General features: G+C 65.7%; 12 protein-coding genes and 1 pseudogene. 8 read left to right on the top strand and 5 right to left on the bottom strand.

The genetic code is table 11. The features are described from left to right. The first annotated feature begins 8 nt into the window (after window positions 1-8). The 6 genes from rluB to truB all read left to right on the top strand — a co-directional run bounded on the left by rluB (window position 9) and on the right by truB (window position 8,388). Window positions 9-1,691: a 23S rRNA pseudouridine(2605) synthase RluB gene (gene rluB, locus WS69_RS04240; RefSeq protein ID WP_059469561.1), complete on the top strand. Its 1,683-nt coding sequence runs from the start codon at window positions 9-11 to the stop codon at window positions 1,689-1,691. A 304-nt stretch (window positions 1,692-1,995) separates the two neighbouring features. Next, the gene (gene rimP / locus WS69_RS04235) at window positions 1,996-2,457 is read left to right on the top strand and encodes a ribosome maturation factor RimP (RefSeq protein ID WP_004193908.1); all 462 of its coding nucleotides are present in this window, start codon (window positions 1,996-1,998) and stop codon (window positions 2,455-2,457) included. Continuing rightward, window positions 2,454-3,929, top strand: a complete 1,476-nt coding sequence (gene nusA, locus WS69_RS04230) for a transcription termination factor NusA (RefSeq protein WP_010104097.1) — start codon at window positions 2,454-2,456, stop codon at window positions 3,927-3,929. The genes rimP and nusA overlap by 4 nt, the downstream gene beginning before the upstream one ends. A gap of 91 nt (window positions 3,930-4,020) precedes the next feature. Beyond that, window positions 4,021-6,948 (top strand): translation initiation factor IF-2, encoded by a 2,928-nt coding sequence (gene infB / locus WS69_RS04225; protein WP_059469560.1) that lies wholly within the window; start codon window positions 4,021-4,023, stop codon window positions 6,946-6,948. Between the two features lie 105 nt (window positions 6,949-7,053). Beyond that, window positions 7,054-7,422 carry a 30S ribosome-binding factor RbfA gene (rbfA, locus tag WS69_RS04220; protein ID WP_059469559.1) on the top strand — a complete coding sequence of 123 codons (369 nt, stop codon included), beginning with the start codon at window positions 7,054-7,056 and terminating at the stop codon, window positions 7,420-7,422. A gap of 57 nt (window positions 7,423-7,479) precedes the next feature. After that, window positions 7,480-8,388 carry a tRNA pseudouridine(55) synthase TruB gene (gene truB / locus WS69_RS04215; RefSeq protein WP_231747073.1) on the top strand — a complete coding sequence of 303 codons (909 nt, stop codon included), beginning with the start codon at window positions 7,480-7,482 and terminating at the stop codon, window positions 8,386-8,388. A 227-nt stretch (window positions 8,389-8,615) separates the two neighbouring features. On the opposite strand, the gene WS69_RS04210 is transcribed toward truB, so the two are convergent. From WS69_RS04210 to WS69_RS34480, 5 genes and pseudogenes are all read right to left on the bottom strand, one after another. Next, window positions 8,616-10,175 (bottom strand): DHA2 family efflux MFS transporter permease subunit, encoded by a 1,560-nt coding sequence (locus WS69_RS04210; RefSeq protein WP_059469557.1) that lies wholly within the window; start codon window positions 10,173-10,175, stop codon window positions 8,616-8,618. A gap of 25 nt (window positions 10,176-10,200) precedes the next feature. Further along, window positions 10,201-11,421, bottom strand: a complete 1,221-nt coding sequence (locus tag WS69_RS04205) for an HlyD family secretion protein (RefSeq protein WP_059469556.1) — start codon at window positions 11,419-11,421, stop codon at window positions 10,201-10,203. A 62-nt stretch (window positions 11,422-11,483) separates the two neighbouring features. Next, window positions 11,484-12,980, bottom strand: coding sequence for an efflux transporter outer membrane subunit (locus WS69_RS04200; RefSeq protein WP_059469555.1), 1,497 nt, complete (start codon window positions 12,978-12,980; stop codon window positions 11,484-11,486). A gap of 99 nt (window positions 12,981-13,079) precedes the next feature. Continuing rightward, window positions 13,080-13,577 carry a MarR family winged helix-turn-helix transcriptional regulator gene (locus WS69_RS04195; protein WP_059469554.1) on the bottom strand — a complete coding sequence of 166 codons (498 nt, stop codon included), beginning with the start codon at window positions 13,575-13,577 and terminating at the stop codon, window positions 13,080-13,082. Between the two features lie 200 nt (window positions 13,578-13,777). Next, window positions 13,778-13,916, bottom strand: a pseudogene (locus tag WS69_RS34480) (pyridoxal-dependent decarboxylase). On the opposite strand from WS69_RS34480, the gene typA reads away from it, so the two are divergent. Further along, window positions 13,869-15,695, top strand: a complete 1,827-nt coding sequence (typA, locus tag WS69_RS04190) for a translational GTPase TypA (protein ID WP_059469553.1) — start codon at window positions 13,869-13,871, stop codon at window positions 15,693-15,695. The pseudogene WS69_RS34480 and the gene typA sit on opposite strands and share 48 nt — an antisense overlap. 356 nt (window positions 15,696-16,051) lie before the next feature. After that, the gene (locus tag WS69_RS04185) at window positions 16,052-18,916 is read left to right on the top strand and encodes a 2-oxoglutarate dehydrogenase E1 component (protein WP_059469552.1); all 2,865 of its coding nucleotides are present in this window, start codon (window positions 16,052-16,054) and stop codon (window positions 18,914-18,916) included. Window positions 18,917-18,946 lie beyond the last annotated feature (30 nt).

The raw sequence follows: 18,946 nt of genomic DNA, 5'->3' as shown, positions 1-18,946 counted from the left end.
AGGTTGTTTTGACTGATACCCACGACATCGATTCGTCCGAATCCGCGCATGCCGTTGCGACGGCGCGCGCCGACGGCGCACCCGAGCAGTCCGCTCAGGATGCGGGCGGCGAAGACCGCCCGCGCCGCGGCTTGCGACGCGGCCCGCGCAGCTTGATCGCACGCCGCCGCGCAGCGGCGAAGTCGAAGAACGCTGACAACGCCGACAACGCGGAGAGCACCGAGGCGGTCGCGACCGGCGACGCCGATGCAGGCGCCGGTGCCGCGAAGGCGCCGACGCGCGCGCCGCGCGGCAAGGACGCCGCGGCGAAGACGCCGCGCAAGCCGGCGGCCGGCAAGCGCGAAGGCGCGGCGCGGCAAGGCCAGGCAAAGCGCGGCGCGGCAGCGCCGACGGCCGAAGCCGCTGCGCCCGCCGAGACCGGTCAGGACGATCTGTTCGCTTATGTGATTTCTCCGGCGTTCGATGCCGACAACAATGCGCCGGGCGGCGGCGTGCGCGCGCCGATGCTGCGCCGTGGCCGCCAGAGCCAGCCGAAGCGCGTGCTGTCGCCAGACGACGATGCGCCGAAGCTGCACAAGGTGCTCGCCGAAGCCGGGATGGGCTCGCGGCGCGAGATGGAGGAACTGATCATCGCCGGGCGTGTGTCGGTGAACGGCGAGCCGGCGCACATCGGCCAGCGGATCATGCCGACCGATCAGGTTCGGATCAACGGCAAGCCGGTCAAGCGCAAGCTGCCGAACAAGCCGCCGCGCGTGCTGCTGTATCACAAGCCGACGGGCGAGATCGTGAGCCACGCGGATCCGGAGGGCCGCCCGTCGGTGTTCGACCGGCTGCCGACGATGAAGACCGCGAAGTGGCTCGCGGTCGGCCGGCTCGACTTCAATACCGAGGGCCTGCTGATGCTGACGACGTCGGGCGACCTCGCGAACCGCTTCATGCATCCGCGCTATAGCGTCGAGCGCGAGTACGCAGTGCGCGTCGTCGGCGAGCTCCCCGAGGCGTCGCGTCAGAAGCTGCTGCACGGCGTCGAGCTCGACGACGGTCCGGCGAACTTCCTGCGCATCCGCGACGGCGGGGGCGAAGGCACGAATCACTGGTATCACGTTGCGCTCGCCGAAGGGCGCAACCGTGAAGTGCGGCGGATGTTCGAGGCGGTCGGCCTGATGGTGAGCCGCCTGATCCGCACGCGCCACGGTCCGATCCCACTGCCGCGCGGCCTCAAGCGCGGCCGCTGGGAGGAGCTCGACGAAGCGCAGGTGCGTCGCCTGATGGCGGCCGTCGGCCTGAAGGCGCCGACCGAGGAGAAAGGCAAGCGCGGCGGTGCGGCCGAGCGCCGCCAGCCTGATCCGATGCAGACGTCGATGGGCTTCATCAACCGCGAGCCGGTGCTGACGACCCACGGCCAGCTCGACCAGCCGCGACGCGGCCGTCGCGGTCCGGCGGGCGGTGGCTTTGGCGCCGGTGCGGGCGGCTACGCCGGCCTGCCGGGCTACGGTGGTGGCGGCGCGCGCCAGGGCGGCCGCGACGTCGACGGCAATCGCGCATCCTACGGCGCGGGCGGCAACAAGCGCGGCGCCGGCAAGGGCGGCCGCAGCGGCAATGGCAACGGCAATCGTGCCGAAGGCAACGCGGGCGGCGCACGCGGCGGCCAGCGCACGCCGCCGCAGCGCAATCGTTCGCGGGGCCGCTGAGCGACGCGAAACGGCATTCGCAACTGCGCTCGTATGTTGCGAATGCCCCGCGAAATTGCCGTTTCGGGCCGATTTCGCGGGGTGAAGCTTTGCGTTCGAGCCAAAAATCGCTATAATCGCGAAGTCGCTGGGCGTACGGATTCGATGTGTAGCTCAGGTGCGACCACCGGTAACAAGATGGGCGTTGCGCCCATTTTTTTTTGCCGAAACGGTTGGGCATCTCGGGTAGCGCTTCCTGCGCCGGCTAAGGCGCGCGTCTGCGGGTGAATCGCGAGGGGCGGGCGCGGACACCTGAGAGGACACTGTGCAACTGACGGAACTGATAGAAACTACGGTCACTGGGCTCGGATACGAGCTCGTCGATCTCGAGCGCACCGGGCGCGGTATGGTCTGCGTCTATATCGATCAGCCCGCCGGCATTACGATCGACGATTGCGAGAAGGTCACGCGTCAGCTCCAGCACGTATTGACGGTCGAAAACATCGATTACGAACGGCTCGAGGTTTCGTCACCGGGGCTCGACCGGCCGTTGAAGAAGCTGGCTGACTTTACGCGTTTCGCGGGCAGCGAGGCCGTCATCACCCTGAAAAAGCCGCTGGACGGGCGCAAGACGTACCGGGGCATTCTGCACGCGCCGAACGGCGAGACGATCGGTTTGGAATTTGAGAGGAAGAAGGGCGAGGCGGCCATGCTGGATTTCACGCTGGCTGACATCGACAAGGCCCGCCTGATTCCGCACGTTGACTTTAGGAGCCGCAAACAATGAGTCGCGAAGTGTTGATGTTGGTGGATGCGCTGGCGCGCGAGAAGAACGTCGACAAGGACGTCGTGCTGGGCGCGCTCGAAGCAGCCCTCGCGTCGGCATCCAAGAAGCTGTTCGACGAAGGCGCCGAGATCCGCGTACATATCGATCGCGAGAGCGGCGAACACGAGACGTTCCGTCGCTGGCTCGTCGTGCCCGACGAAGCCGGCCTGCAGGAGCCGGATCGCGAGATCCTGCTGTTCGAGGCGCGCGAGCAGAAGCCGGACGTCGAGGTCGGCGACTATATCGAGGAGCCGGTGCCGTCGATCGAGTTCGGCCGGATCGGCGCACAGGCGGCGAAGCAGGTGATCCTGCAGAAGGTGCGCGACGCGGAGCGCGAGCAGATCCTCAACGACTACCTCGAGCGCGGCGAGAAGATCATGACGGGCACGGTGAAGCGCCTCGACAAGGGCAACTTCATCGTCGAATCGGGTCGCGTCGAGGCGCTGCTGCGCCGCGACCAGCTGATTCCGAAAGAAAACCTGCGCGTCGGCGACCGTGTGCGCGCGTACATCGCGAAGGTCGACCGCACGGCGCGCGGCCCGCAGATCGAGCTGTCGCGCACCGCGCCCGAGTTCCTGATGAAGCTCTTCGAGATGGAAGTGCCGGAGATCGAGCAGGGCCTCCTCGAGATCAAGGCGGCGGCGCGCGATCCCGGCGTGCGCGCGAAGATCGGCGTCGTCGCTTACGACAAGCGGATCGATCCGATCGGCACCTGCGTCGGCATCCGCGGTTCGCGCGTGCAGGCCGTGCGCAACGAGCTCGGTGGCGAAAACATCGACATCGTGCTATGGTCGGAGGATCCCGCCCAGTTCGTGATCGGCGCGCTCGCGCCGGCGGCCGTTCAGTCGATCGTCGTCGATGAAGAAAAGCATTCAATGGACGTCGTCGTCGATGAGAACGAGCTGGCTGTCGCGATCGGCCGCAGTGGCCAGAACGTTCGTTTGGCCAGCGAACTGACCGGCTGGCAGATCAACATCATGACGCCGGACGAATCCGCCCTGAAGCAGAACGAAGAGCGCGATGCGCTGCGCGGTCTCTTCATTGCGCGCCTCGACGTCGACGAGGAAGTCGCGGACATCCTGATCGACGAGGGCTTCACGAGCCTCGAAGAGATTGCCTACGTGCCGCTGAACGAAATGCTCGAGATCGAGGCGTTCGACGAAGACACCGTCCATGAACTGCGCAACCGCTCGCGCGACGCGCTGCTCACGATGGCGATCGCGAACGAGGAGAAGGTCGAGACGGCCGCACTCGATCTGAAGAGCCTCGACGGCGTCACGTCCGAACTGCTCGCGAAGCTCGCGGAGCAGGGCGTGCAGACGCGCGACGATCTCGCGGAGCTTGCCGTGGACGAACTGGTCGACATGACCGGCATGGACGAGGAATCCGCGAAGGCGCTGATCATGAAGGCGCGCGAACACTGGTTCCAGTGAGAAATGACCATGGCGCAATGATTTGCTGGCGGCCGGAAGGCCTGACCCGATGCTAACCGCAAGGAATTGGTCCTTGCACTAAGAGGAATGAATGGCGAGTAACAACGTAGCCCAATTTGCCGCGGAACTGAAAATGCCTGCTGGTGTGCTGCTCGAACAGCTGCAGGCGGCGGGCGTCCAGAAAGCGAGCGAGGACGATGCGCTGTCGGAGACGGACAAGGCGCGTCTGCTCGATCATTTGCGCAAGTCGCACGGCGCGGCCGATGGCGACAAGCGCAAGATCACGCTGACTCGCCGGCACACGTCGGAGATCAAGCAGGCCGACGCGACGGGTAAGGCTCGCACCATTCAGGTCGAGGTGCGCAAGAAGCGCACGTTCGTCAAGCGTGACGACGTGAGCGAGACGGGCGCCGACCAAGCACAGGCGCAGGCCGACGAGCAAGCCGATGCGGAGCTGAAGCGACGCGAGGAAGAAGCGCGCCGCGAGGCTGAGCTGCTCGAGAAGCAGGCTCAGGAACTGCGCGAGCGTCAGGAGCGCCTCGAGCGCGAGGAAGCCGAGCGCCGTGCGCGCGAGGAGGCTGCCGAAGCCGAGCGTCGCCGCGCGGAAGAGGACGCCGCGGCGAAGCGCGCGACGGCTGCCGCACAGGCCGAGGCCGTGCAGCAGGCTGCGGCCGCCCGTGAGGAAGCGCAGCGTGCCCAGACCCAGACCGAGCAGTCGGCTCAGGAAGAAGCACGCGCGGCCGCCGAGCGTGCCGCGCAGCGCGAAGCGGCGAAGAAGGCCGAGGATGCCGCGCGCGAAGCCGCCGACAAGGCGCGCGCCGAGCAGGAAGAGATCCGCAAGCGCCGCGAAGCCGCCGAGGCGGAAGCGCGCGCGATTCGCGAAATGATGAACACGCCGCGCCGGGCGCAGGTGAAGGCGGTCGAGCCGCCGAAGCCCGCCGAGCAACCGGCTGCGAAGGCGGCCGAGGCGAAGGGCACGCTGCACAAGCCGGCGAAGCCCGCCGGCGAGGCGGCCGCGGCCCGTCCCGCGCCGAAGAAGCCGGCGGGCGCTGCACCGGCGCCCGCCGCTGCGCCCGCCGGCGATCGCGCCAAGAAGCCGGGCACCGGCAAGAGCGGCTGGCAGGACGACGCGGCGAAGCGCCGCGGGATCAAGACGCGCGGCGATTCGAGCGGCGGCGTCGATCGCGGCTGGCGCGGCGGCCCGAAGGGGCGCGGCAAGCATCAGGATAGTGCATCGTCGTTCCAGGCGCCGACCGAGCCGATCGTGCGTGAAGTGCACGTGCCGGAGACCATCTCCGTCGCGGATCTTGCGCACAAGATGGCGGTGAAGGCTTCGGAAGTCATCAAGGTGATGATGAAGCTCGGCCAGATGGTCACGATCAACCAGGTGCTCGACCAGGAAACCGCGATGATCGTCGTCGAGGAGCTCGGTCACCGTGCGGTCGCCGCGAAGCTCGACGATCCGGAAGCGCTGCTCGTCGAAGGCGAGACCGGCAGCGATGCGGAGCAACTGCCGCGTCCGCCCGTCGTCACCGTCATGGGGCACGTCGACCACGGCAAGACGTCGCTCCTCGACTATATCCGTCGTGCGAAGGTTGCAGCGGGCGAAGCGGGCGGCATTACGCAGCATATCGGCGCATACCACGTCGAAACGCCGCGCGGCGTCGTCACGTTCCTCGATACCCCGGGTCACGAGGCGTTCACGGCCATGCGTGCGCGCGGCGCGAAGGCGACCGACATCGTCATTCTGGTGGTGGCGGCCGACGACGGCGTAATGCCGCAGACGAAGGAAGCGATCTCGCACGCGAAGGCGGGCGGCGTGCCGATCGTCGTCGCGATCAACAAGATCGACAAGCCGGAAGCGAATCCGGATCGCGTCAAGCAGGAACTCGTCGCGGAAGGCGTCGTGCCGGAAGAGTACGGCGGTGATTCGCCGTTCGTGCCGGTGTCGGCGAAGACGGGCGTCGGCATCGACGACCTGCTCGAGAACGTGCTGCTGCAGGCGGAAGTGCTGGAGCTGAAGGCCCCCGTCGACGCGCCCGCGAAGGGCATCGTGATCGAAGCGAAGCTCGACAAGGGCAAGGGTCCGGTTGCGACGGTGCTCGTGCAGTCCGGTACGCTGAATCGCGGCGACGTGGTGCTCGCAGGCTCCGCCTACGGCCGCGTGCGCGCGATGCTCGACGAGAACGGCAAGCCGACGAAGGAAGCCGGCCCGTCGATCCCGGTCGAGATCCAGGGCCTGTCCGAAGTGCCGGGCGCGGGCGAGGAAGTCATCGTGCTGCCGGACGAGCGCAAGGCGCGCGAAATTGCGCTGTTCCGTCAAGGCAAGTTCCGCGATGTCAAGCTCGCGAAGCAGCAGGCAGCGAAGCTCGAAAGCATGCTCGAGCAGATGGGCGAGGGCGAAGTGCAGAACCTGCCGCTCATCATCAAGGCGGACGTGCAGGGTTCGCAGGAAGCGCTCGTGCAGTCGCTGCTCAAGCTGTCGACCGACGAAGTGCGCGTGCAGATCGTGCACAGCGCGGTGGGCGGCATCAGCGAAAGCGACGTCAACCTCGCAACCGCATCGAAGGCCGTCATCATCGGCTTCAACACGCGTGCGGATGCTCAGGCTCGCAAGCTCGCCGAATCGAACGGCATCGACATCCGCTACTACAACATCATCTACGACGCAGTGGATGAGGTGAAGGCGGCGATGTCGGGCATGCTCGCGCCGGAGAAGCGCGAAGTCGTGACGGGCATGGTCGAGGTGCGCCAGGTATTCAAGGTGCCGAAGGTCGGCGCGGTCGCGGGCTGTATGGTCACGGACGGCGTCGTCAAGCGCACGTCGTCGGTGCGCGTGCTGCGCAACAACGTCGTGATCTTCACGGGCGAGCTCGATTCGCTGAAGCGCTTCAAGGACGACGTGAAGGAAGTGAAGCAGGGCTTCGAATGCGGTATGTCGATCAAGAACTTCAACGATATCGTCGAAGGCGATCAGTTCGAAGTGTTCGAGGTCACGGAAGTCGCGCGTACGCTGTAACATCGGCGTGACGGCTTGAATGGGCGGGTCGGGCTTGGGCCCGTCCCGCCCATTTTCATGAATGGTGTCGCGCGCAGCGCCGATCAACCGGATGACGGATTTATCATGTCTAAAAAACGCAGTTCTCCCAATCGCAACGTGCAGATCGCCGATCAGATCCAGCGTGATCTGTCGGAGCTCATCATGCGCGAAGTCAAGGACCCGCGCATCGGGATCGTCACGATCCAGTCGGTCGAGCTCACGCCCGACTACGCGCACGCGAAGATCTATTTCACCGCGCTCACGGGCAATCCCGCGGACACGCAGGACGCGCTCAATCACGCGGCCGGCCATCTGCACAATCTGCTCTTCAAGCGCCTGCACATTCATACGGTGCCGACGCTCCATTTCCATTACGACCAGACGATCGAGAAGGCCGTCGCGATGTCGCGCCTCATCGAAGAGGCAAACGCGACGCGTGCGAAGGACGACTGAGCATCGCACGAGCCCTTGCGCGTAGACCACATGACGACTGTTTCGCCTCGCCCCCGGATTCCGCGCCGCGCGCTCGACGGCGTGCTGCTGCTCGACAAGCCGGTTGGGCTTTCGAGCAACGATGCGCTGATGCGCGCCAAGCGCCTGTATCTTGCGAAGAAAGCGGGCCACACGGGCACGCTCGATCCGCTGGCATCGGGACTGCTGCCGCTTTGCTTCGGCGAAGCGACGAAGTTCTCGCAGGATCTGCTCGACGCCGACAAGACCTATGAAGCGACGATGCGCCTCGGCGTCCGCACGACGACAGGCGACGCAGAAGGCGATGTGCTCGACACGCGCGACGTGGCGTGCGACGAGGCCGCGGTCGCTGCGACGCTCGCGCGTTTCATCGGCGATATCGTGCAAGTGCCGCCGATGTACTCGGCGTTGAAGCGCGATGGCAAGCCGCTATACGAATATGCGCGTGCCGGCCAGACGCTCGAGCGCGAAGGGCGCACGGTGACGATTCGCTCGCTCGAGCTCCTGTCGTGTGCGCTGCCCGACGTGACGTTTCGCGTCACGTGCAGCAAGGGCACCTATGTGCGCACGCTCGCCGAGGACATCGGCGAAGCACTCGGCTGCGGCGCGCATCTGACGATGCTGCGCCGTACCGGTGTCGGGTCGCTCTCGCTCGAGCATGCGGTGACGCTCGATGCGCTCGACGCCGCGACGCAAGACGAGCGCGACGCGCGGCTCGCGCCGGTCGACGCGCTGCTGTCGACCTTCCCGCTCGTGAAGCTCGACGCGGCGCTCACGAAGCGTTTCCTGCACGGCCAGCGCCTGAAGCTCGCCGAACTGGCCGCGCGGCCCGATACGGACGAAGGCGCGCGCGTGCGCGTTTACGACGGCGACGATCGGCTGCTTGGCGTCGCGCGTGCGGTAGAAGGGGTGCTCGCGCCGGAACGGCTCGTCGTAACGGGCGAGTAGTCGTTGAGGCGGGTAGTGGTTGGGGAGGCCAGCATCGCCCCGCACACATGCAAGTCGATGTGCGATGCCGTGGGCCGATGATGGATACGCCGTCGCGCCACGCGGCATGCAGGGACGCAGCGCGCGCGATGTCGGCGTGATCGATTCGTCATTGTCAGCTAAGCAAAACGCCCGGCTCGAAGGCCGGGCGTTTTGCTTGGTGCGGCGCAAGCGGTGCGAGGCGTCGCTCAGTGCGCGGCCGACGCCGCCGCGCCCGAATCGCCGCTTCCCGCACGCTCGGGCTTCGTGATCCAGATGAGCGCGATCAGCAGCACGAAGATCGCGGCCGAGATGTAAAACAGGTCGTTCACGCCCAACTGCGCGGCCTGCTGCGTCGCGAGGTTGTTGATGAGCCCGTGCGCCTGCTCCCGCGTGAGGCCGAGCTGGCCCATCTGCGTGACCGCTTGATTGAACGTCGGGTTGTACGGATTCGCTTGTTCGACGAGCTGCGCGTGGTGGAAGTTGTTCCGGTGGTCCCACGCGGTCTGGAAGATCGACGTCCCGATGCCGCCGCACATGATCCGCACGAAGTTGGACAGACCCGACGCCGCCGGAATCCGGTGGCCGGGCAGGCCGGACAGCGTAATCGATACGAGCGGAATGAAGAAGCCCGCCATCGCGATGCCTTGCACGAAGGTCGGCGCCATCAGCGACCATTCGTCGACGCCCGTCGTGTAGCGCGAGCGCATCCAGAAGCACAGTGCGAACGTCAGGAACGCGGCCGTCGCGATGTAGCGCGGATCGGTGCGCGACAGAAACTTGCCCGTGAGCGGCGACAGCAGGATCGCGAAAAAGCCGACGGGCGCCATCACGAGCCCCGCGTCGGTCGCCGTGTAGCCGATCTGCGTTTGCAGCCATAGTGGCAGCAGCACGAGATTGCCGAAGTAGAGCCCGTAGCCGACCGACAGCGCGATCGTGCCGCCCGTGAAGTTGCGCATCCGGAACAGCGACAGATCGACGACCGGATGCTCGGCCGTCAATTCCCAGACGACGAAGAACGCAAACGCGATCAGTGCGGTGAGCGCGAGCACGACGATCGTCGTCGACGAAAACCAGTCGAGATCCTTGCCCTTGTCGAGCATGATCTGCAGCGAGCCGACCCAGATCACGAGGAGCGCGAGCCCGACGCCATCGATCGGCGCGCGGCGGACGGCAGACTCGCGGCTGCGATAGATCATCCACGTGACGGCCGCGGCGGCGAAGCCGACCGGAATGTTCACGTAGAAGATCCATGGCCACGAGTAGTTGTCCGAGATCCAGCCGCCGAGAATCGGGCCGGCCACGGGCGCAATCAGCGTCGTCATTGACCACAGCGCGAGCGCCATCGGCGCTTTCGCGCGCGGATAGCTCGACAGCAGCAGCGCTTGCGACAGCGGGATCATCGGCCCGGCGACCGCGCCTTGCAGCACGCGCGACGCAAGCAGGAACGGCAGCGTCGGCGCAAGGCCGCACATCCACGACGAGATCACGAACAGGATGATCGACGCGAGGAAGAGGCGCACCTGGCCGAAGCGCTCGGTGAGCCAGCCCGTGAGCGGCACCGAGATCGCGTTCGCGACCGCGAACGACGTGATGACCCAAGTGCCCTGGTCGGACGACACGCCGAGGTCGCCCGAGATCGTCGGGATCGCGACGTTGGCAATCGACGTGTCGAGCACGTTCATGAACACGGCGAGCGATACCGCGATCGTGCCGAGTATGAGCTGTCCGCCGGTGAGCGGAGGAAGGGGAGCTTGTGGCTGTGCCATGCTTCGTGGTCCGGCCGAAAGGCGCTTACATCAGGTTCGACGTGCGGCCGGCGACCTTCGAGGCCGGCGTCGGCCCGCCCGAGCCGCCCGAGTTCGCCGCGATGATGCGCGCGATCTCCGCATTCGCTTCGTCGCCGTACTTCGCGAACACGTCGGTCTCGTACACGGTGTTCTGCACGTTGCCGAGCTGGTTGCCGCTTTCGTCCTTGATGTCGACGTCGACTTGCATCGACAGGCCGATCCGCAGCGGATGATCCTTCAGATCCTTCGGATCGAGCTCGACGCGCACGGGCAGACGCTGGACGACCTTGATCCAGTTGCCCGTCGCGTTCTGCGCCGGCAGCAGCGAGAACGCGGCGCCCGTGCCGGCCGAGAAGCCGATCACCTTGCCGTGGTACTTGACCGACGAGCCGTAGATGTCGGCCGTCAGCTCGACGGGCTGGCCGATCCGCATGTGCTTCAACTGCACTTCCTTGAAGTTCGCGTCGACCCACACGGCGGAGAGCGGTACGACCGACATCAGCGGCGTGCCCGGCGACACGCGCTGTCCGACCTGCACCGAGCGCTTCGCGACATAGCCGGTGACGGGCGCGGGCAGCGTGTTGCGCGCGTTGCTCAGGTACGCGTCGCGGACCTTCGCGGCGGAGGCGAGCACGTTCGGATGATCGGCGATCGTCGTGTTCGCGGTGAGCGCGCGATTCGACGCGAGCTGCTGTTCGGCGGCGTCGAGCGATGCCTGTGCGGCCTTCACCGCATCGCGCGCGTGCGAGATTTCTTCCTGCGACACGGCGCCCGTCTGCGCGACGGCGAGCCGGCGGCGCAGGTCGTCCTGTGCCTTCGACAGGTCCGACTGGCGCAGTGCGACCTGCGCGCGGTACTGGTCGTCGTTGACATAGAGGCCGCGCACCTGGCGCACCGTCTGCGCGAGGTTTGCCTCGGCCTGTTGCAGCGCGACTTGCGAATCGGCCGGGTCGAGCACGACGAGCGGGTCGCCTGCCTTCACGGTCTGCGTGTCGTCCGCCTTCACCGCGATCACGGTGCCCGTCACCTGGGGCGTGATCTGCACGACATTGCCGTTCACATAGGCGTCGTCGGTGGATTCGTGGAAGCGCGCGACGAGCAGGTAATAGAGGCCGTAGGCGATCGCGGCGATCGCGATCACCGCGACGAGCAGCGTCATCATCCGCTTGCGCTTGCCGTTGCTCTGCGGCTGCGCGGTCGCTGCGTTTTGTTGAGGGTCGCTCATGGCGAGTTTCTCCGTCTTCTATCTAAGGCGATTAAAGCGAGGGTCCGGATGGGTCCGGGAATTCAGTTCGACGCGTGCTGCGCGGAGGCGTCCGGCGTCGACGCGGGGGCGGGCGCGGCGAGCCGCGTGCCGGTCGCGTCGAAGCCGCCGCCGAGCGCTTTCACGAGGCCGATCTGCAGGTCGCGGCGGCGCATCTTCAGGTTCGTCACCATCTGCTCGGCGGCGAGCCGGTTGCTGTCCGCATTCAATACCTGCAGTTGCGGCGACAGGCCCGCCTTGTAGCGGATCACCGCGAGCTCGTATGCACGCGTCGACGCGTCGAGCGCGCGCTGCGCGTCGCCCATCTGCGTGTCGATCGAGCGGATCGACGCGACTTGCGTCGCGACGTCGTTCAGTGCATTGATCAGCGCCTGGTTGTAGTTCGCGACGGACAGATCGAAGTCGGCGTAGCGGCCCTTCAGCTGCGCGCGCAACGCGCCGCCGTCGAAGATCGGCAGATGGATCGCCGGACCGAATTGCGCCTGGCGGCTCGCGAAGTTCAGGAATTTGCCCCAGCCGAACGCATCGAAGCCGAAGCCCGCCGCGAGGTTGATGTCCGGGAAGAACTCGGCTTTCGCTTCCTTCACGTCGTGCATTGCAGCCTCGACCTGCCAGCGCGCGGCGACGATGTCCGGGCGGCGCGACACGAGATCGGCGGGCAGGTTGTCCGGCAGCGCGACCACGCTGCCCGGGCTCAGCACGGGCGCCGCGATTTTCAGCCCGCGGTCGGGGCCCTTGCCGAGCAGCGCGGCGAGCTGATAGCGCACGTTCGTGATCTGGCCGTCGAGATCGGACAGCGTCGACTGGCTCGTCGCGATGTTGCCGCGCGCGGTCTGGCGCTCGACGTTGGTGTCGAGGCCCGCGCCGACGCGGCCGTCGGTGATCTTGCCGACTGTCTGCCGGTTCGAGATCTCGTGCTCGGCGATGTCGCGCAGCGCGTAGAGCTGCGCGAGCTGGTTGTAGGTGCGCGCGACCGACGTCGCGAGCGTCACGCGCGCCTGCTGCATGTCGGCTTCGGCGGCCTTTTCCTGCGACACGGCCGAATGCAGGCGCGCGCGGTTCTTGCCCCACAGGTCGAGCTCCCAGGACGCGCTCGCGAGCGCGTTGTTCTCGCTGTACCACTGGCCGCCGTACGGCGGCGGGAAGAGGGCGTTGCCCGAGTACAGCTCGCGAGTCCACGAATACTTCGCGTCCGCCTGCGGCAGGAGCGTCGAGCGCGACGTCTCGATGTACGACGACGCCTTCGCGATTCGCGCCTGCGCTTGCGCGATCGTCGGATTGCCTTCGAGCGCTTCGTCGATCAGCTTCGGCAACTGCGGGTCGTCGAACTGGTTCGCCCAGTCGAGCGACGGCCACCGGCCGCCTTGCGCCGGCAGGCTCTGCGCGCTTTCGAACTGCGTCGCGGGGGCCATTGCCTTGTCGCTCTTGATGCCGAAATAGTTCGCGCATCCCGCGAGCGCGAGCGCGGCGACCGCGACGGCCGTGGCGGTCCGGCAGGCGGACAACGGGAAGGTTTTCATCGCTGGGTATCCTGACTCGGAATCTGACTCGGAATGAATAGTGGACACTGCAAGGATTTCCTTACATTTATCTGTCTGAATTACTTGTTGTGGCAATATTTACGACGGGCTTCCGCCCGTGCCCGGACATTCGCCCGAATTGACGAGAATGCGACGCAGCATGCTTTTGAGGAAGCCGACTTCCTCGGGCGTGAAGCCGTCGAGCACCTGATCGAGCACGCTGCGGAAGATTGCCGGCATGCGCCTCGTGAGTTCGCGTCCCTCGTCGGTCAGTTCGAGCCGCACGACGCGCCGGTCCTCGCTGCTGCGCACCCGTTGCAGCAGGCCGCGCTTCTCGACGCGGTCGAGCAGGCGCGTGATCGCGCTGGCGTCGATGCCGTACTCGCGCGCGAGCTCGGCCGCCGTCGAGCATTTGCCGACGGCGAGCATGAACAGCATGGTCGCCTGCGTGCCAGTGATGCCGAGCTCCGTCTGCGTGCGCTGCGTGACCATGTTCGTCATCAGCGATTTCACGCGCGACATCAGATAGCCGACGCTGTCGTTGATCTGGTACAGGGACAGATCCAGATCATGCTGTGAAGAAGAGGGATCCGACATAAATTCTCTGAGGCTGCAATAGTTGACTAGGCAGTCAGTATAGGCGCGATTAGTTGCTGCGGCAAATGTTAATTGAAGCTCGATTTGGATGCAGAACTGCAAAAATGGCCCTGACGCGAGTGGGCCCTTCGGCGACCGGGCGCATGGTGGCGCCGATGCCTCATCGCAACGGGCGGCTCAGCTTGCGACATCTTGACGTGCTATAATTTCAGGCTTTCCAAGCTGCAAACCGCGCGCGCATCGGGCAACGGTGCGCGCGCATTTGCGCGTTCCATCCGTTTTCAGGTTTCTATGACCCGCGCCCTTCGCAACATCGCCATCATCGCCCACGTCGACCACGGCAAGACGACGCTCGTCGACCAACTGCTTCGCCAGTCCGGCACCTTTCGCGAGAACCAGCAGGTCGCCGAGCGGGTGATGGATTCGAACGACATCGAAAAGGAGCGCGGGATCACGATTCTCGCGAAGAACTGCGCGGTCGAGTACGACGGCACGCACATCAACATCGTCGACACGCCGGGACACGCGGACTTCGGCGGTGAAGTGGAGCGCGTGCTGTCGATGGTCGACTCGGTGCTCCTCCTCGTCGACGCGGTCGAAGGCCCGATGCCGCAGACCCGCTTCGTGACGAAGAAGGCGCTCGCGCTCGGTCTCAAGCCGATCGTCGTCGTCAACAAGATCGACCGTCCGGGCGCGCGGATCGACTGGGTGATCAACCAGACGTTCGACTTGTTCGACAAGCTCGGCGCGACCGAAGAGCAGCTCGATTTTCCGATCGTCTACGCGTCGGGCCTGAACGGCTACGCATCGCTCGATCCGGCCGCGCGCGACGGCGACATGCGTCCGCTGTTCGAGGCGATCCTCGAGCACGTGCCGGTGCGTCCGGCCGATCCGGACGCGCCGCTGCAGTTGCAGATCACGTCGCTCGACTATTCGACGTACGTCGGCCGGATCGGCGTCGGCCGCATCACGCGCGGGCGCATCAAGCCCGGCATGCCGGTCGTGATGCGCTTCGGCCCGGAAGGCGACGTGCTGAGCCGCAAGATCAACCAGGTGCTGTCGTTCGAGGGTCTCGAGCGCGTGCAGGTCGAGTCGGCCGAGGCGGGCGACATCGTGCTCATCAACGGCATCGAGGACGTCGGCATCGGCGCGACGATCTGCGCGGTCGACACGCCTGAAGCGCTGCCGATGATCACTGTCGACGAGCCGACGCTGACGATGAACTTTCTCGTCAATTCGTCGCCGCTCGCGGGCCGCGAAGGCAAGTTCGTGACGAGCCGCCAGATCCGCGACCGCCTGATGAAGGAGCTGAACCACAACGTCGCGCTGCGCGTGAAGGACACGGGCGACGAAACGGTGTTCGAGGTGTCGGGCCGCGGCGAGCTGCACCTGACGATCCTGGTCGAGAACATGCGCCGCGAAGGCTACGAGCTCGCGGTGTCGCGTCCGCGCGTCGTGATGCAGGAAGTCGACGGCGTCAAGCACGAACCGTACGAACTCCTGACGGTCGATCTCGAAGACGAGCACCAGGGCGGCGTGATGGAGGAACTCGGCCGTCGCAAGGGCGAGATGCTCGACATGGTGTCGGACGGCCGCGGCCGCACGCGTCTCGAATACCGGATTCCGGCGCGCGGCCTGATTGGCTTCCAGGGCGAATTCCTCACGCTCACGCGCGGCACGGGCCTGATGAGCCACATCTTCGATGCGTACGCGCCGGTCAGGGAAGGTTCGGTCGGCGAGCGCCGCAACGGCGTGCTGATCTCGCAGGACGACGGCGCGGCGGTTGCCTATGCGCTGTGGAAGCTGCAGGATCGCGGCCGCATGTTCGTGAAGCCGGGCGACGCGCTCTATGAGGGCATGATCATCGGCATCCACAGCCGCGACAACGACCTGGTCGTGAACCCGATCAAGGGCAAGCAGCTGACCAACGTGCGCGCGTCGGGCACCGACGAAGCGGTGCGCCTCGTGCCGCCGATCCAGATGTCGCTCGAATACGCGGTCGAGTTCATCGACGACGACGAGCTCGTCGAGGTGACGCCGCAATCGATCCGCCTGCGCAAGCGTCACCTGAAGGAGCACGAGCGTCGCCGCGCGAGCCGCGAGGCCGAAGCCGGCTGAACGTTCGCCGGGCGTTGTCCGCGCGTCGCACCGCCTCCTCCGCGACGCATCGAAAGAGCCGCCTTCGGGCGGCTTTTTCGCATGCGCGGAAAGAGGGTGGGCGCGCCGTTTGAAAAACAGTGTTGCATGCCGTCGCCGGAATGATCGCGAACCGCGCGAAAGCCCGTCGGGACGGGCTTTCAGGGCGCTATCGCCGTGCTCGCCGCAGGGTTTTCTGTGATATGCTGCGCGCACGCAAGTTTTAGGTCCTTCCAAGCAAGACTTGATTCGCGCAATCCGCTAAACGGTCAGGCCGTGTCGCGGAAGGTTGAGTAACCCGCTATTTCTCGAGAAGCTCGAAGAAAGGTGAGCGTCAAATGTCAGATGTAATGAAGCAGTTCCAGCTGAACTCGTATTTGTTCGGCGGCAACGCTTCGTATGTTGAAGAACTGTACGAAGCCTATTTGGATAATCCGGCGTCGGTGCCGGAAAACTGGCGCGAATATTTCGACGCACTGCAAAATGTTCCCGCGACCGACGGTTCCAACGCGAGCGACGTGGCCCACAATCCGATCGTCGAATCGTTCGCGCAGCGCGCGAAGGCCAGTGCTTTCATCCCGCGCGAAAGCGGCGGCAACCTCGCTACCGCTCGCAAGCAAGTTCACGTTCAGTCGCTCATCAGCGCTTATCGCTTCCTCGGCTCGCAATGGGCCAATCTCGATCCCCTGAAGCGCCGCGAGCGTCCCGCGATTCCCGAGCTGGAACCCGCGTTCTACGATTTCTCCGAAGCCGACCTCGACCAGACGTTCAGCGCGAGCAACCTGTATTTCGGTTTCGAGCAGGCATCGCTGCGCGACATCGTCAAGGGTCTGCGCGACACGTACTGCGGCACGATCGGCGCGGAGTTCATGTACATCGGCGACCCTGAGCAGAAGCGCTGGTGGCAGGATCGCCTCGAGACGATCCGCGCGACGCCGAACTTCTCGGCTGACAAGAAGAAGCACATCCTGAACCGCCTGACGGCCGCCGAAGGCCTCGAGCGCTACCTGCACACGAAGTACGTCGGCCAGAAGCGCTTCTCGCTCGAAGGCGGCGAGAGCTTCATCGCGTCGATGGACGAAGTCGTTCAGCACGCGGGCTCGAAGGGCGTACAGGAAATCGTCATCGGCATGGCGCACCGCGGCCGTCTGAACGTGCTCGTGAACACGCTCGGCAAGATGCCGGCCGATCTCTTCGCCGAATTCGAAGGCAAGCACGTCGACGATCTGCCGGCAGGCGACGTGAAGTATCACAAGGGCTTCTCGTCGGACGTCTCGACGGAAGGCGGCCCGGTTCACCTGTCGCTCGCGTTCAACCCGTCGCACCTCGAAATCGTCAACCCGGTGGTCGAAGGTTCCGCGAAGGCGCGGATGGACCGCCGCGGCGACGCCGACGGTCTGCAAGTGCTGCCCGTGCAGATCCACGGCGACGCGGCGTTCGCGGGCCAGGGCGTCGTGATGGAAACGCTGAACCTCGCGCAGACGCGCGGCTACGGCACGCACGGCACGCTGCACATCGTCATCAACAACCAGATCGGCTTCACGACGTCGGACCCGCGCGATTCGCGCTCGACGCTGTACTGTACCGACGTCGTCAAGATGATCGAGGCGCCGGTGCTGCACGTGAACGGCGACGATCCGGAAGCGGTCGTGCTCGCGACGCGGATCGCGATCGACTACCGGATGCAGTTCCACAAGGATGTCGTGATCGACATCGTCTGCTTCCGCAAGCTCGGCCACAACGAGCAGGACACGCCTGCCGTCACGCAGCCGCTGATGTACAAGAAGATCGCGCAGCACCCGGGCACCCGTGCGCTGTACGCAGAGAAGCTCGTCCAGCAGGGCGTGATCACGGCTGAAGAAGGCGACGGCTTCGTGAAGGCGTACCGCAAGGCGATGGACGACGGCCATCACACGGTCGATCCGGTGCTGTCGAACTACAAGAGCAAGTACGCGGTCGACTGGATGCCGTTCCTGAACCGCAAGTGGACTGACGCGGCCGACACCGCGGTGCCGCTCGCCGAGCTGAAGCGCCTCGGCGAACGCATCACGACGGTGCCCGAGAACTTCAAGGTCCACCCGCTCGTCGAGCGCGTGATCAACGACCGTCGCGCGATGGCGCGCGGCGAGCAGCCGCTCGACTGGGGCATGGGCGAGCACCTCGCGTTCGCATCGCTCGTCGCGTCGGGCTACGCCGTGCGACTGACCGGCCAGGACTCGGGCCGCGGCACGTTCACCCACCGTCACGCGGTGCTGCACGACCAGAACCGCGAGCGCTGGAACGACGGCACCTACGTGCCGCTGCAGAACATCGCCGAAGGCCAGGCGAAGTTCACGGTGATCGACTCGGTGCTGTCGGAAGAGGCGGTGCTGGGCTTCGAATACGGCTACTCGACCGCCGAGCCGAACACGCTCGTCGCGTGGGAAGCGCAGTTCGGCGACTTCGTCAACGGCGCGCAGGTCGTGATCGACCAGTTCATCTCGTCGGGCGAAGTGAAGTGGGGCCGCGTGTCGGGTCTGACGATGCTGCTGCCGCACGGCTACGAAGGCCAGGGTCCGGAGCACTCGTCGACTCGCATCGAGCGTTTCCTGCAGCTCTGCGCGGATCACAACATGCAAGTGGTGCAGCCGACGACGCCGGCGCAGATTTTCCATCTGCTGCGCCGTCAGATGATCCGCCTGTTCCGCAAGCCGCTCGTCGTGGCGACGCCGAAGTCGCTGCTGCGCCACAAGGAAGCGGTGTCGGACCTGTCGGAGCTGGCGAAGGGCTCGTTCCAGCCGGTGCTGGGCGAAATCGACGGCGGCATCGACGCGAAGAAGGTCAAGCGCGTGCTGATCTGTTCGGGCCGCGTGTACTACGACCTCGTCGCGCATCGCCGCGAAGCGAAGGCGAACGACGTCGCGATCGTCCGGATCGAGCAGCTCTATCCGTTCGCGCACAAGCAGTTTGAAGCGGAGATGAAGAAGTTCGAGAATGCGACGGAAGTGGTCTGGGTGCAGGACGAGCCGCAAAATCAGGGGCCGTGGTTCTACGTCGAACACCACCTGAAGGAAGGTATGAAGGAAGGGCAGAAGCTCGCGTACAGCGGCCGCCCGGCTTCCGCCTCGCCGGCCGTCGGCTATTACGCGAAGCACTACGAGCAGCAGAAGGCCCTCATCGAAGGCGCATTCGGCCGCTTGAAGAGCGCATCGATCGCGAAATAAAGAGACGTAGCGAAGCGGGAAGGCGCGGTG

The organism is Burkholderia sp. BDU5 (assembly GCF_001522845.1).
GTDB classification, from domain to species: Bacteria; Pseudomonadota; Gammaproteobacteria; order Burkholderiales; family Burkholderiaceae; genus Burkholderia; species Burkholderia mayonis.
This window is presented reverse-complemented; position numbering and strand designations above follow the sequence as displayed.

What these genes read in the sequence shown, in the direction of transcription:
- nusA (WP_010104097.1), top strand. Translation starts at nt 2,454, where the DNA reads ATGAGTCGCGAAGTGTTGATGTTGGTGGATGCGCTGGCGCGCGAGAAG.
- WS69_RS04210 (WP_059469557.1), bottom strand. Translation starts at nt 10,175, where the DNA reads ATGGCACAGCCACAAGCTCCCCTTCCTCCGCTCACCGGCGGACAGCTC.
- typA (WP_059469553.1), top strand. Translation starts at nt 13,869, where the DNA reads ATGACCCGCGCCCTTCGCAACATCGCCATCATCGCCCACGTCGACCAC.
- infB (WP_059469560.1), top strand. Translation starts at nt 4,021, where the DNA reads ATGGCGAGTAACAACGTAGCCCAATTTGCCGCGGAACTGAAAATGCCT.
- WS69_RS04185 (WP_059469552.1), top strand. Translation starts at nt 16,052, where the DNA reads ATGTCAGATGTAATGAAGCAGTTCCAGCTGAACTCGTATTTGTTCGGC.
- WS69_RS04200 (WP_059469555.1), bottom strand. Translation starts at nt 12,980, where the DNA reads ATGAAAACCTTCCCGTTGTCCGCCTGCCGGACCGCCACGGCCGTCGCG.
- rbfA (WP_059469559.1), top strand. Translation starts at nt 7,054, where the DNA reads ATGTCTAAAAAACGCAGTTCTCCCAATCGCAACGTGCAGATCGCCGAT.
- WS69_RS04205 (WP_059469556.1), bottom strand. Translation starts at nt 11,421, where the DNA reads ATGAGCGACCCTCAACAAAACGCAGCGACCGCGCAGCCGCAGAGCAAC.
- WS69_RS04195 (WP_059469554.1), bottom strand. Translation starts at nt 13,577, where the DNA reads ATGTCGGATCCCTCTTCTTCACAGCATGATCTGGATCTGTCCCTGTAC.